This window comes from Chitinophaga sp. ARDCPP14 (genome assembly GCF_051362515.1).
Classification (GTDB): Bacteria; Bacteroidota; Bacteroidia; order Chitinophagales; family Chitinophagaceae; genus Chitinophaga.
This window is the reverse complement of the sequence record NZ_JBKIXB010000013.1, coordinates 41,626-55,805: the sequence shown is the minus strand read 5'-3', so window position 1 is coordinate 55,805 and position 14,180 is coordinate 41,626. Positions and strand designations below refer to the sequence as shown.

13 protein-coding genes are annotated in these 14,180 nt (G+C 45.8%); 9 read left to right on the top strand and 4 right to left on the bottom strand.

Translation table 11 applies throughout. The features are described from left to right. Window positions 1-242 precede the first annotated feature (242 nt). The gene (locus tag ACLHR0_RS27415) at window positions 243-1,394 is read right to left on the bottom strand and encodes a FecR family protein (protein WP_436490940.1); all 1,152 of its coding nucleotides are present in this window, start codon (window positions 1,392-1,394) and stop codon (window positions 243-245) included. Window positions 1,395-1,466: 72 nt separating this feature from the next. Continuing rightward, window positions 1,467-2,054: an RNA polymerase sigma-70 factor gene (locus ACLHR0_RS27410; RefSeq protein WP_429044305.1), complete on the bottom strand. Its 588-nt coding sequence runs from the start codon at window positions 2,052-2,054 to the stop codon at window positions 1,467-1,469. A 210-nt stretch (window positions 2,055-2,264) separates the two neighbouring features. Between ACLHR0_RS27410 and ACLHR0_RS27405 the strand changes: the two genes are divergently transcribed. The 5 genes from ACLHR0_RS27405 to ACLHR0_RS27385 all read left to right on the top strand — a co-directional run bounded on the left by ACLHR0_RS27405 (window position 2,265) and on the right by ACLHR0_RS27385 (window position 9,707). Next, on the top strand, window positions 2,265-3,230 hold the full coding sequence (locus tag ACLHR0_RS27405; RefSeq protein WP_436490938.1) for a phosphatidylinositol-specific phospholipase C: 966 nt from the start codon (window positions 2,265-2,267) through the stop codon (window positions 3,228-3,230). A 194-nt stretch (window positions 3,231-3,424) separates the two neighbouring features. After that, window positions 3,425-4,177: a CHAP domain-containing protein gene (locus tag ACLHR0_RS27400; RefSeq protein ID WP_429061847.1), complete on the top strand. Its 753-nt coding sequence runs from the start codon at window positions 3,425-3,427 to the stop codon at window positions 4,175-4,177. Between the two features lie 176 nt (window positions 4,178-4,353). Further along, window positions 4,354-7,182, top strand: a complete 2,829-nt coding sequence (locus ACLHR0_RS27395; RefSeq protein WP_436490936.1) for a S8 family serine peptidase — start codon at window positions 4,354-4,356, stop codon at window positions 7,180-7,182. An 8-nt stretch (window positions 7,183-7,190) separates the two neighbouring features. Beyond that, on the top strand, window positions 7,191-8,861 hold the full coding sequence (locus ACLHR0_RS27390) for a hypothetical protein (protein ID WP_436490935.1): 1,671 nt from the start codon (window positions 7,191-7,193) through the stop codon (window positions 8,859-8,861). A 189-nt stretch (window positions 8,862-9,050) separates the two neighbouring features. Beyond that, the gene (locus ACLHR0_RS27385) at window positions 9,051-9,707 is read left to right on the top strand and encodes a GIY-YIG nuclease family protein (protein ID WP_429044294.1); all 657 of its coding nucleotides are present in this window, start codon (window positions 9,051-9,053) and stop codon (window positions 9,705-9,707) included. A gap of 10 nt (window positions 9,708-9,717) precedes the next feature. On the opposite strand, the gene ACLHR0_RS27380 is transcribed toward ACLHR0_RS27385, so the two are convergent. Further along, window positions 9,718-11,355: a serine hydrolase gene (locus tag ACLHR0_RS27380; protein ID WP_436490933.1), complete on the bottom strand. Its 1,638-nt coding sequence runs from the start codon at window positions 11,353-11,355 to the stop codon at window positions 9,718-9,720. Between the two features lie 92 nt (window positions 11,356-11,447). Beyond that, on the bottom strand, window positions 11,448-11,789 hold the full coding sequence (locus ACLHR0_RS27375; RefSeq protein WP_436490931.1) for a DUF6249 domain-containing protein: 342 nt from the start codon (window positions 11,787-11,789) through the stop codon (window positions 11,448-11,450). A 104-nt stretch (window positions 11,790-11,893) separates the two neighbouring features. On the opposite strand from ACLHR0_RS27375, the gene ACLHR0_RS27370 reads away from it, so the two are divergent. The 4 genes from ACLHR0_RS27370 (at window position 11,894) to ACLHR0_RS27355 (ending at window position 14,165) form a co-directional block, all read left to right on the top strand. Further along, window positions 11,894-12,481, top strand: coding sequence for an RNA polymerase sigma factor (locus ACLHR0_RS27370; protein ID WP_436490930.1), 588 nt, complete (start codon window positions 11,894-11,896; stop codon window positions 12,479-12,481). Then, window positions 12,478-12,798: a hypothetical protein gene (locus tag ACLHR0_RS27365; RefSeq protein WP_436490928.1), complete on the top strand. Its 321-nt coding sequence runs from the start codon at window positions 12,478-12,480 to the stop codon at window positions 12,796-12,798. Before ACLHR0_RS27370 ends, ACLHR0_RS27365 begins: the two co-directional genes overlap by 4 nt. A 348-nt stretch (window positions 12,799-13,146) precedes the next feature. Next, window positions 13,147-14,019, top strand: a complete 873-nt coding sequence (locus ACLHR0_RS27360) for an alpha/beta fold hydrolase (protein ID WP_436490926.1) — start codon at window positions 13,147-13,149, stop codon at window positions 14,017-14,019. Window positions 14,020-14,036: 17 nt separating this feature from the next. Further along, on the top strand, window positions 14,037-14,165 hold the full coding sequence (locus ACLHR0_RS27355; protein WP_436490925.1) for a hypothetical protein: 129 nt from the start codon (window positions 14,037-14,039) through the stop codon (window positions 14,163-14,165). The last annotated feature ends 15 nt before the right edge of the window (window positions 14,166-14,180 follow it).

Sequence of the window (14,180 nt, the reverse complement as noted above, 5' to 3'; positions counted from 1 at the left end):
GTTGATAATAGCCCAGGTACAAAGACGGGCTTTGCATGACAATTAGATTGCATACATTTGTGGTGTTTGGGTTGAGATAAATCTTGATTTCTGATAAGTATTGATGTCAGGTACCAGACCCAGGCTCTTTTCCAGGGGCGGGTGAGATCGCTCCTGGTTTTTTATGCCGGTTCTTACCACACGTCATTCAGGGACCTTTGTTCATGGTAATAGCAATTTGGTTGATATAATGAATAAGATACTTACGGCATAACGATCAGCCTGCGTTGTTCCATTTTAAAATGGATCCTGCTGATTTCCAGTAATCGCAATAATTCTGACAAGTTCGCGTCTCTCGGAATATCTCCTGTGAAGCTGCGGACGGGTATTGCGCCGCTATATACTACTTCCACATCGTACCATCTTTCCACCTGCCGCATGATTGTTTTGATGTCTGCACTTTTAAAAGAAGTAAGTCCGTTTTTCCATGCTACCGCCAGGCTTACGTCAGCATTTTCTATTACTTTCATTTTGCCGTTTGGTTCCAGCAGTGATTGTTCTCCCGGCTTTAATACACTGGAAGCATTTGCCTGGCTTACCTTTACGGCGCCTTCCAGCAGGGTAGTTCTCATGGCTGCTTCATCGGCGTAAGCCATTACATTGAAGCTGGTGCCCAATACCGCGATACTGGCGTTATTAACGGATACAAAAAATGGCTGGCTGGCATTCCTGGCTACTTCAAAGTAGGCTTCCCCGTTTAGTTCCACCCGGCGTTCCTTTCCAACAAAGGCAGTTGGAAATTTCAGGGAAGAGGCGGCATTCAGCCACACTTTTGAGCCATCCGGCAGTTCCAGCTGATACTGTCCCCCTTTGGGGGTTTTTAATATGTTATAGGCTATACTATTAGCAGCTGTCTGCTTGTTTTGGTCGTATTTCAGCATTCCCGGGCTCACATGTAAATTCACATTCCCTTGTTTCGCCAGTGTGCCCTTCAGTGAGCTATCCAGCGCTATCACATTCCCGTTTGCCAGTGTGAGCATGGCTTTTGTTCCGCCCGGTTTCACATCTTTTTTTATATTTTCTGTTACCACAGCTGGTAACTTATCTGCTTTCCGTGTTTTGGTGACCAGCAGCAAGATGCTGGTGGCGACGATCAATAATAATACAGCAGCGGCCCAACGCTGCCAGTAAACCCATTTAAGCGGCTGCCGCGCCGGTTCCTGGTTCAGCTGGGGCGAGGGAAAAAACATTTCATCTTCCTCACCGGACTGTATCCAGGCTTCTTCGATCAGCAATTCCAGCTGCGTTTGATTATCTGCCGCATTTAAAAAATCACTTAACTCGGATTGTTCCGCCTGGGTGATTGTTTTACCCGCATATCGGCTAAGCAGGTAGCGCAACCTGGTATTATCCATCAGCATAGATTGATTCTACCCTATAAGACAGCAACAAGTATAAAAAAGAGGTAATGGTGTAAGAAAAAAAATTTACCCCCTGAAAGGTGTGGCCAGAATAAGCATCAGCAAATTGATTTCCGGATGGGTCATTGCATAACTCCGGATGGAACGCAGGGCCAGTACCATGTGCTTCTTAACTGTTTCCAGTGAGATGGCCATGCGCTCGGCAATTTCAGCCTGGCGGAGACCTTCATCCCGGCTTAAAAGATATACTTTCTGACGCTGGGCCGGCAGTTCTGAAATGGCCTGGTCTATGATGCGGCGGTAATTCCGGATAACAGTATCATCTTCCTGGTCGTGGGTAGCCGCTATACTGGTTTCCCATGCCTGTTTCCTGGCCAGTTCCCGGCCAAGCTTTTTCAGGAAGGATATGCTATAGTTCCTGGCTACTGCATACAGGTAAGGATGAAAATGTTCTACCTGCCTTAACTTCTCCCGTTTTTCCCAAATCCGGATAAATATTTCCTGTACAATCTCTTCGGCCAGCGGTTTGGACCCCGTCAGCTGCATAACAAATGCTCCCAGCCTGTTTTGGTAGGTATGAAATAAATGTGCAAAGGCAGCCTCATCGCCCTGCGACACCCTGAATAGTAAATCTGGTTCACTATTTAATTGCACGGTATTCAAAATAAATGTAAGTGCTTCCCCCGAAGCTAATCTGGTTGATATAACGTAAAGGTATGCATTCCTGTGCTGATAAAAAATCACACCTTTCGACCACCTGCCGGAAATGTTAATTCCACATCACGGATTGTTAACCAACAATTAATTTCCACTGCAATGAACCAAACAGTATTCTCCTGTATTTTTAATATAAATACTTCCATTATGAACCTGAAAACCCTTTTGGTGGCCCTGGCCATCCTTTCTCTTTTTGGCTGTAAAAAAGACCTGGCAATTCCTGATGCTGCAGCCGGCGGTGAAGCAATGACAAAAAACGCTGTAACCGGCGCTTTAAGCGTAACTCTTACCGGCTGGATGAGCGCCATTGCAGACAATACCAGTCTCACGGCCCTGTCTATTCCCGGCACACACGACAGCGGCGCCCGTGTGGAACCGGTTAGCGGCACCGCCAAATGTCAAAACCTCAGCATCCGCGAACAACTGGATGCCGGTACACGCTTCCTTGATATCCGTTGCCGGCACATCGGCGATGCTTTCGCCATTCACCACGGTTCTATTTACCAGAACCTCAATTTTACGGACGTACTTACCGCCTGTTATGATTTCCTGGCAGCAAATCCTTCAGAAACGATTGTAATGTGCGTAAAAGAAGAGTATGATCCTACCAACAACACCCGCTCCTTTGAGCAAACTTTCGACAGCTATACGCAGCTGCAACCTTCCAAATGGTATCTAAGCGATGCGGTTCCCAACCTCGGCCAGGTAAGGGGCAAAATTGTGCTGCTGAGGAGATTTGGCGCCACCAGTACCCCAAAAGGTATTGAAGCCACCAACTGGGCCGATAATACCACGTTTTCTATCAATAACACCAACTCCTCCCTGCGGGTGCAGGACCAGTATGTAGTACCCGATAATAACGCGAAATGGACAGGCATTACCAACCTGCTCACAGAGGCAAAGAACGGCAGCCAGTCGGTACTATATATCAATTTCACCAGTGGGTATAAATCCCTGATCTTTGGTATTCCCAGCATTACTACCGTTTCAAATGCCATTAATCCACAGATCAACACTTACTTTACCAGTAACACGCATGGCAGATATGGTATTATCCCGATGGATTTTGCAGCGGCCGACCGGAACACGCTGATCATTAATACCAATTTCTAAAGATATATGGTCAATAAATGAAAGGAGGCCGCTTCATCGGGGATGAAGCGGCCTCCTTTTTCCCGGTTTTTAAAATGCCGGGAAGTTGTTATCTTTAGATAACTCCAAAAAAGATTCATCAGACAGCTATCCCATAACAGTATAAAACCATTGTGAAATAATATTCTTACCCCAAATTTTAAAAATCAATTGTTATGAATTACCCCAACAAAGTAATTAAGGCTGGCGAAACAAACAGCCAGATTGTAAAAGCCATTCAACAAAGACTGATTGAACTCGGTATCGGTACTCTACAGGGCACAGGCACCTTTGGCCCTAAAACTGTGTCTGCCGTAAAACAATTCCAGGCGCTGCACCGCGACCGGTTTGGTAATCCGCTTATTGTGGATGGTGAAGTGGGCGCCATTACCTGGGAAGTATTGTTTGACGATGGTGTACCGGAAGAAACAAATGCGCCCAATACGCTACTTGCCAAAGCGATTGAAGTTGCCGAAAGCCAGATTGGCGTGATGGAAGTACCTCCTGGCAGCAACCGGGGACCACAGGTAGAAGCCTATCTGGCCAGTACCAATACCCCTCCCGGCAACTACTGGTGCGCGGCCTTTGTGTACTGGTGCTTCAAAAAAGCCGCAGCAGACCTGGGTATTGCTAATCCCGTTGTTAAAACTGCCGGCTGCCTGGACCACTGGAACAAAACAAAAGCGCTGAAAATCACCACCGCAAAGGCTATCAACAACCCCTCCCTGATAGTTCCGGGCAGCATCTTCATTAAAAGCCATGGTGGCGGCTTCGGTCATACCGGTATTGTAACCGCTGTAAATGGTGGCTTTATTGAAACCATTGAAGGCAATAGCAACCCCAACGGCAGCAGTAACGGGATTGGCGTGTTCCGTATTAAATTCCGGAAGATAAATTCCATTGAAAAAGGGTTCATTATTTACGGATAAATCTCCTGCTTCCGGGCCGCCAACCTGTTGCCCGGAAGTATTACTTCATTACAAATGCCGCTCTTTTCATTTTATAATAAAAAAGATATTTCAAATGACCTTTTATTCCCTTCTTTTTTGATTAAATTCATTAGCGAAAACCTAAGTGTACTACCCCAAATAAACACCCTCAATAAATGATACCTCATTGGAAAGTTATCCAGGAAGTAGCAAATCGTTTTGGTGACCGTCAGCCACAGTTTGAAGCTGCCGAAAGAAAGCTGTGTGCCTTACGGGAAGCCAATCAGCCTTTAGTACAACTGGAAGATAATCCCACACGGGTGCAATATCGTGTGGCCCGCGAAAACACGCCCCTGGTGGCAACTGCGCTGGAGCGGATTACAGGCACGGCCGACTTCCAGGACAAATATGTACTGGACAGGTTATCTGAAATGTCGAGGGCCGTGTGCCGTATCCTGAAAGGCGGGACGCCCATTGGCACCGGTTTCCTCGTAACAGAAGACATCCTGCTAACCAACCACCATGTGATTGAATCGGCTGATGATGCAGAAGACATGATTGCAGAATTCAACTATGAAGTGGACGCTACTACAAAAGCGCTGAAAAGAAGCGCTTCCTTCAAACTGGATGCCCGCAAGTTTTTTATGACATCGAGCCTGGAAGTAAGTAAAACTACGCTGAACAGCGGTCTCGATTTCACCCTGATAGGTGTAAGCCTGACCGGCACTTTCGGTGAATTACTGTCGCAGTTTCCGCCTATCCGTCTTGACGGCAACCTCGGCAAAATCATTAAAGGCGAATCCTGTGTAATTGTGCAGCACCCCAACGGCCTGCCTAAAAAAGTGGTACTGAAAGATATCCGCTTCTTCTCTGAAACAGGTACCCGCCTGGTATATGAATCGGATACACTCCCCGGTAGCAGCGGCTCCCCGGTGTTCGGAATGGGTACCTGCGAGATCATTGCCCTCCATCACAGCGGGCTTTCCCGCACGGATGATCAAAACCGCGTACTTACCCGGAGTGGGCAACTGGCCACCCCTGAAACACCGGACGACGAGATTGACTGGATCGGCAATGAAGGAATTAAAGTGAGTGTAATTGTCAGCGCCGTGCGGGAAGCCACGTTAAGTCCGGATATGGAAAAGGGCCGCCGCGCTTTATTAAAAGATACCGACAATATTGCACCGCAGCTGAAGCAGGCCTTACCCGACCAGGCCAGCGTCCGTAGCGGTGTAAACAATGTAGTAACAGCTGCCACTATGAGCAATAACAGCGCTCCATCCAATGTTCCCGATATTCCTTCATCTCCCAAAGAAAATACTATGGATGTTCCTTCATCTGCCAATATTAGTACTCCCACCGCATTTATAATCTCTGCATTGAATAAACCGGAAACGGTGTCGCAGATAGAAGCGGTATTATCTGTAAAATATCCGCCGGGCATTAAGCTGTCGTTGCTTACACCCGCCACCGCCGTTGCCGGCAAAGAAGAGTTGTTTACGTTTACCACCAACTTCAGTGGCAACGCACATGAAGAAGCCGGAAAACTGGCACAGGTACCAGGCATCTTTTATGCAGAAGCAGATCTGCCTTTATACCTGAATGCCGATACCGTTAATATTATCAGGAAGGGTGGCGGTCCTGCCGAATCCGGCTTTCTGTTTGACGACGGTTATGGCACGCCCAACGAAGATGCTTTCCTGAAAAATTATACGGTAACGGCTGTGAGCAAATTTGTTGCCGGCCGGAAAGCAGAAGAGTACCGGCGTTGGAACTGGTACGCCACCGGGTTCGATAAGATACTGCTGACACAACAAACACCTGCATCGCCTCATGAAAAAGGCATCCGTGTCGTACAGTTTGACACCGGTTATACCGACCATTCCAAAGTAGCCGGTGCATTTGACACCGACAACGATTATAACTTCCTCGATAATACCAATGACGCGCTGGACTTGCGCACCATTTCGCTGGGAAAGCAACCCGGTCATGGCACCCGTACCGGCAGCCTGTTAATTGGCCACGACTTTTCACCTGCGGCAGGTAACGGCAACTGCGGCTTACTGGCTCCCGATAATTACAAACTGGTTCCCTTTCGTATAGCCGAAACAGTAGTCATCATCAACAGGCAGCAGCAACTGGCAGCAGCATTGGATGCAGCCATTGCCCAGGGTTTTGATATCATTACCATGAGCATGGGCATTCCCCCTACGCTCACCACTGCACGGCTGGCAAAAAAGGCATATGAAAGTGGCGTTATCTGGTGCTGTGCAGCCGGTAACAGCGTGCAGGCGGTAGTAGCGCCCGCTGTGTTCCCCGGCACTATTGCGGTGGCAGCATCCAATCCGCTGGACAGGGAATGGACCGGATCTTCGAGAGGAGATACAGTAGATATTACTGCGCCGGGAGAAGATGTGCTGGTACCCATCTGGCAGGCGGCAGGCGACCACCTGGAAGGTTTTGCATATGGCGATGGCACCAGCTACGCCACACCGCATGTTGCCGCCGCAGCAGCCTACTGGTTGGCAAAATACCAGGACCAGCTCAGGGCGCCGGAATATGCCGGCTGGAAAAGAGTAGAAGCTTTCCGCCAGGCGCTGAAAGACTCTGCCCGCAAAAGCGATCAACTACCCACGAAAGGTTTTGGAAGTGGTATTCTCAACGCAGAAAAACTTCTAAACACTCCCCCTAAACCTGCCGGCAAATTAAACAACCAATACAACGGCTGGAACGAAAGCGCTTTCCTGAACTCGCTGCAGGGCTATGGCGAAATAGTAAAAACTTACTGGAACAAACTTCACAATGCCATTTTTGGTACGAGAAGAGGCAACCAGGAATCGCTCACCGCTATTTCCACTCCAATGTCCGACAGCGCGCGGATGCTGGAAAGCGCCACCTTTGGAAAAAGCAGAAGCGCCTATGAAAGCACCACTCCTGCCACCTATCCGGATCTGCTTCAACGGTTTAACACCGTTCAGTCTATTATTGAAAATGCCGCTAAATAAGTGACCCCATGACAAACAAGATATTCGACTTTCATTTTCATCTGCTGTTTAAACATTATCTCAGCAATGGTACCCCTATAAATGAGCAGGTGAAAACCACCGGCCTGGCCAGTTTGCTGAACGATCTTTTCGGCGGACCGTTTAATAGCCAGTCGTCACCCGACCAGGTGAAAGACAGCCAGCTCTATCTGGGAGTGGCTTCTATTATCAGCCTGGAACATGCTTTTGCCCGTAGAATTTTGCATGTGCTCGGCATCGACTTCTCCCATATATTACCTTTAAACAAAGACATCGTAAATAAAACCAGGGATGGTAAAACCAGCTACTACGCCGAGTTTCAGCAACAGGTAAAAATGTACCTGGATAGTAAGGCCATCCTGGAACAGGCGCCCTATCATATAAAATATACGGGGAGGAAAGATTGGGAAGGTAAAACGGCGCAACAAATAGCAGATGTGCTGAAAGATGATAGCACACAACGCTACCTCATCTTTTCTATAGAAGGCGGTCATAATTTATCCGACGTACCTATCCGGGGCGCTGCGTTATCCAGGACGCCGGAGCTAAACCTGAAAGATATCCAGGATAACAGCGAACTGGATTTTATCAGTATTAATCTCTGTCACCTCAGTTATATCCCGGAGCAGCCGCTGGGCGGGTTTGCGCAGGGACTTAACAAGCAGGCGCAAATAGCTTTCAGCAGCGAGGACTTCATGCCTAAAGCCGGTCTCGGGCTTACACAGCTGGGAAAAAAGGTAATACGCCAGGCGCTGCTGCATGAAAAGAGACCGGTGCTCATCGATCTGAAACATATGAGCGTATACACGCGGTTTCATTATTACCGTTACCGCGAATCGCTGATCAATGAATCGCCAGCCGTCAACAGGCTGCCGATCATCACCTCTCACACTGGTTTCACATTCACTTCATTGAATAACTATCTCGCTAAAAAACAATTCAGATCCACCACTGGTCAGCAGGATGGCGTATTGGTGAGTATAGTGGAATCGGAAAACCGGAAAATCGGAAAAACAAACGACAGCATTAATAGCGGTCTTTATGGCAATCCCTGGACTATCAATTTATTCGATGAAGAAATTATAGAGATCATGAGCTCGCGGGGAATGATCGGTATCAGTCTTGACCAGCGCATCCTGGGTGCAGAAAAAATGGTTGACAGTAACCGGCCTGAATATTTTGATCCCGAATACATTGCCCGGGAAGAATGGGAAAAGCTTTTCAGGGATGGTCAACTTCCAGGCGCAGAGAAATTATTTGATTTCCTGAGCATTCCTTCGAGGGCGGAGCGGCACCTGATGCTGTTGTGTCTTCACATTATTTATGCCGTAAGGATCGGGAATGCCGGCATGGGATGGGAGCCTGGTACTTCACCGTGGGATCATATCTGTATTGGCTCTGATTTCGATGGACTGATTAATCCTATCAACCGGATAGATAATATCCTGAAATTATCCGACCTGGCTGCCGGGTTAAAAAAATATTTACCCGTTGCCGATAAATATCTGAATACGGGAGATGGTATCAATGCGCGCTCACTTCGCTACAATCCTGCAGACGGATCACTGGATATGAATTACCTGGAGGAAGTGATTGGGAAGTTTATGTATACCAATGGGCTGAATTTTACCGCGAGGTACCTGAGTAACTGGCAGGAATAGCGCCGATTTCAAATATCTGTATCGTAGTATAAGATCATTGTTTAACAACCACACTGCGCACAGGTGATGCTCCTCTATGCGCCGCATACACTTCATATTATAATTTAAGATGATTATTCCATTTTGTATATAAGAATCATAGTCGTAAATTGATAACATAATTATCACCAGCAAGCGCGAAATCACCTCATGGAGCAAGTACAAATTGGTAAGTGTGTGTACATTCTGAACACGGGTAAAAACCTGTATAAGATCGGTAAAACGCAGGACCTGCATAAGCGTCTGGCGGCTTATCATACACACCTGCCCGTAATGTTCCGTGTTATCAGGCAATATGCAGCGTTGAATATGACAGACCTGGAAGAGAGTCTGCATATTGTTTTTCAGCATAAACGTGTAAAAGGCGAATGGTTTGAGCTCAGCAAGAGCGACCTCATCATCTGCGATAATATTGCCCGGAACTATGCTTTGCAGGCCTTACAGAAGCAGCACCGGAAGTATACTGACATTGCTTTCAGCGATAATCCCCTGTTACAGGTAATGGAAGCCAATGAAAAATACCTGCAGGATTATTCCAGGATTGCTGATGACATTAAGCTGGGACTTAATAATGACGAGGTATTTGAGCTTCATGAAGGCACAGTGAATAAATCCATTATTGAAACGGTGAGGCGATTAATGCGGTACCGTACTCCCAATTCAGAATTCCTTGGCAAATGGCTGCGGGTAGTAAACGAGCTGAGTGATGGCGTTAGTGAAAGTACTATTCTCCAAAAATACAAAGGCCAGATCAGCCGTTCCACTATACAAATGATCAAAAGAATTTTACGTAATCAGTTGTATTGAGACCGGCGGCTCATTCCACTTTCTCTGCGACAGCTACACCATTTTGAATTTTTGTTAATCCGGTAACGGTTCCATTTTTATCCAGGATGAACACCAGCTGCGCATCTAAATTTCTTGCAAAAAACCCGCAGGTGTCATAGGGAACTATTTCCTGCCTGATTTGCCTGCGACCGGGGCCTGTGCCATATAACCGGTTACCATCCCGGGTAATGGCAAGAATAAAGTTATCCGGAAACTGATATTTCCCAATATATCTTTTCAGCGCTTCAGGGGGAATATTTATCGCGTACAGGTTGTTCAGTTTAATACCTGTCCGGATGAATGTAACCGCTTTCCCTGCCGTTTCAGAAACGAGCCCGCCGACACTTCCGTCTTTCTTCTTCAAAAATTCTATGATGACCAGGTTGTTCTCAAAATAAAATTTGTCATTCCCAAAGGGGATCAGCTGTTCTTTCGGTCCTCCTTTTACAAAGTACAGGAGTCGTCCATCTTCATAAGATACGGTTCTTTGTCCCTCTGTTGCTGATTCATAGATGGCTGCATATGATTTAAGTTGCGCTATGGGCAACCCGATTTCGTTGGTGTGATAAGGTTTACCGATAGCGATGCCCGCAATTTTTGATCCGATGACTTCAGGGTTATTGTTTTCACAGTTGGTAAAAACAGCCACAAATACTTTCTCCTGCGGAAGATAAACAGCGAATGTTGAGAATCCATTGATCAGGCCATCGTGTTTAATATCCAGGCTTCCCTGGATATTTCCCAGCCACCAACCGTATCCGTAACCAGTGGAATTTCCATTGTTCAGTTGATGGGAGGTATGTGCTTTTTCCAGGCTTTTTCTACTGATCACTTTCCCATCCATCAGGGCTTTATTCCAGATGTACAGATCTTCAACGGTAGAAAGAATGGAACCTGCTGAATAGGGTTGTGTCATACTTAGGAAATCGGCATTTTTATATGCGTCGTTGTCTTTCTGATAGCCACTGATGCGGCGGGGAATTATAGACGCAGTATTGTCGTAGCCGGAATTTTTCATTCCTAAAGGTTTAAAGAAATTTTCACTGATATATGCTTCATAGGGCATACCCGAAATGCGTTCAATAATATAGCCCAACAGCACATATCCGTTATTATTATAGCGGAAACTTTCGCCGGGCAAAAAGTCTGACGGCTGGTATTTAAAGGAATCAATCAGCGCCTGCAGAGTAAAATCGCGCTTTCTTGTTTCAGCTGTCCATGCGCCTGCACCGGTATTTATTCCCGAAGTGTGCGTAAGCAGCTGTTCAATGGTAACATCCGGCACAGGATAATCACTGATAAATTTAGTGATCTCATCCTGCAACGATAATTTTCTTTCCTCTGCCAGCTTTAAAATTGCGCAGGCGGTAAATTGTTTGGTAATAGAACCTATCCGGAATACATGATCAGACTTCAATTGTACATTCAGCTCCAGATTAGCTTTCCCAAATGCTTTTTTGTAAACAATTTTATTTGCTTTAGCCACCAGCACGGCAGCTCCCGGGCCTGCGGATGGAAACGTCCGGGCTAACATGGCATCCAGCTCTTTTTCCAGGTGCTGACCAAAGGATATAAGTGGCAGATATATCAACATGGAATACAGCGCTATTATCAATAATTTTCTCATGGTGTTTATGTTTAATCCTTAAAAAAGAGCAAAGGCTTCCCCTAGCGGGTTTAACCCGCCAGTTCTGGCTGCAATAAATGAAGCAGGAAGTATTACTTTTTCTTATCTATGCTCTTTAGTACAAAATAGGAGATTATCAAACTAATTCCCAAAAACAGGAATATGGTAGCCGGCAGTATAAAATCTCGTATTCCATCAATATTTAATGATCTCAAAAAAGTTCCGAGTACAACTCCCAGGGATATGCCAATACTCACAATGCCAAGAAGCAATATAAATAACAGGTAGTTGGTACCTCCTTTAAAATAGTCAGGAGGGAGTCCTTTTTCAATAATGGTCATTCGCTCTTTATACCTTGTTGTGAAATAGTAATAACTTATCCCGAAAACGACAAGTGCAAGCGAAATGATTAAAGATGCGGACGTTATTTGCATGACTATATTTTTAGATATTTTTGAGTTCCTAATAATAAGACTGCTAAAAAGCCAAAGTGGTCACAATGTGACCACTTTGCCCCCCAGGTAGTCTAAATCATGAGATGGCAACCCACAGAGAAAATAAACAGGAAAATGAAATATGGAATAAAGCCATAAATGGCGATATAAATAGTATTGCCGATTTGGTAAATACCTATAAGGACTTTTCTTTTACAATTGCAAAATCTGTTGTTACCAATAATGAGGACGCGGAAGAGGTAGTACAGGATGCTTTTATGAAGGCATTTGCAGCGCTGGGTAAGTTCAAACAGGCGTCCAGATTTTCTACCTGGCTATACCGTATTGTTTATAATACGGCGTTGACAAAACTTAAAAACAGGAAAACGCCTACTGTCAGTATAGACCAACAACCCGAAACCGAACAGGATGAGGCTACAGAAAATCATGGATGGAATCTGGTAAAGGACGCGGAAAGAAAAAGATACGTCACCTTAGCGCTTAACAGGCTATCGAAGGAAGACCGGCTGGTGCTGATCCTCCACTATATCGAGGAAAAGAATATTGCTGAAATCTGTGAGATCCTTGGCGCCGGAAAGTCTGCCATAAAGATGCGTTTATTAAGAGGAAGGAAACAGCTGGAAGCCGAATTAGGGTTATTGTTAAACCATGAAACAAGAAATTTACTATGAAAAATAATAATGTGTCAGAAGATAAGCTCCCGGCTATCCTGAAAGAAGACGGCATAGAAAAGCCGTCGGAATTCTTCTCCCATCGTTTAATGCAGGCCATTGTACAGCAACAAAAGGAAAAAGCAGCTGCAGTTTTTAAACCTGTCAATTGGATAGGAAAATTCATTTTGGGTATCCTCCTATCATTTAACCTCCTGTTACTTTATTATTTGAACCCCTTACGGGAGCAATCTGTACTATTCATTGCCATAGCTGCGTTCTTAGCGGGTACATGGGGCGTAATTGCGGTGATGAAGAGATTCCGGGTATCAAGTTAAACTATCTGTGTCTGATGAATTAGGGGATATGCGTACCGCAGCCCCTCCCTGGAGTTGATGGCTATGCAATCCCTGGCTGCTGGTTGATATCTGAGCCATGATTATTCGTGAAATTATCTGCGGAAGCCGGCGCGATCAGTTTAAAAAGTCAGATTACATTGTTTGCCCGTTTTTCTCTACTCAATTGTTTTTTAAATATATTTTGTACTAATTGGTAAAGTATATATCTTTACGGCAGCAAATTACTTCTATATGACACACTTCACGCAATAATCATAAACAAACACCCACCACAAACGATATTTTTTTAACTAATAATGTACCAAATAGTACAAAAACAACATTCAGATGCAAACACTCACTACTACCCCCGTTCTCCACAAAACAGTTACTGTCAATCATCTCAATATTTTCTACCGCGAAGCCGGTCCGGCAGACGCGCCCGTGATATTGCTGCTCCACGGCTTTCCATCCACCTCGCACATGTACCGTGATCTGATCCATGACCTGGCCGGCAGGTATCATGTAATAGCCCCGGATTACCCGGGATTTGGTCAAAGCAGTATTCCCCCGCAATCAGCATTCGATTATACCTTCGATAACCTGGCCCTGGTAATAGAACAGTTTATCGACAAGCTGGGATTAACAAAATTCAGCTGGTACCTGCAGGACTATGGCGGTCCCGTTGCCTTCCGCATCATTAGTAAAAGACCAGAACTGGTGGAAGCGCTGATCATTCAAAACGCTAATGTATATAACGAAGGATTGGGCCCGGATGTACAGGAAATTGGCGCATTGCAGCAGGCCGGAGATGAGAAAGCATTACTGGCAGCTATTGTGCATAAATTAAGCCTGGAAAAAATCAAGGAAGAACATCTCCTGGGCGCGGCCAACCCCGAAAGTGTGAGCCCCGACAGTTATGAACTGGCACATGCCTATATGTCGAGGCCCGGCGTGGAAGCAGTACAGGTAGCCTTGTTTCAGAATTATGGCACCAACTTCCCCAGGTACCCTGAATGGCAGCAATACCTGCGTACCCACCAGCCACGCCTGCTGGTAGTATGGGGCAAACACGACCGCATCTTTACCTGGCCCGGCGCAGAAGCTTATAAAAAAGACGTACCCAATGCAGAAGTTCACTTACTGGAAGGCAGCCACTTCGCACTGGAAGAATACCATGAGGAAATAGCTGCCCTGATACATGATTTCTTAAAAAGATAATTACTAAAAAATATTTTATGTCGCACAAAAAAATTGCCATCAACGGATTTGAAGAGTACACAGCGACATCATCGGCAGCCGCTACGGCTCCCTCTTTGATGCCACTCAAACAAAAGTTTTACCTGCAGGGGAGCAACAGATTGTAAGAGTGGTGAGTTGGT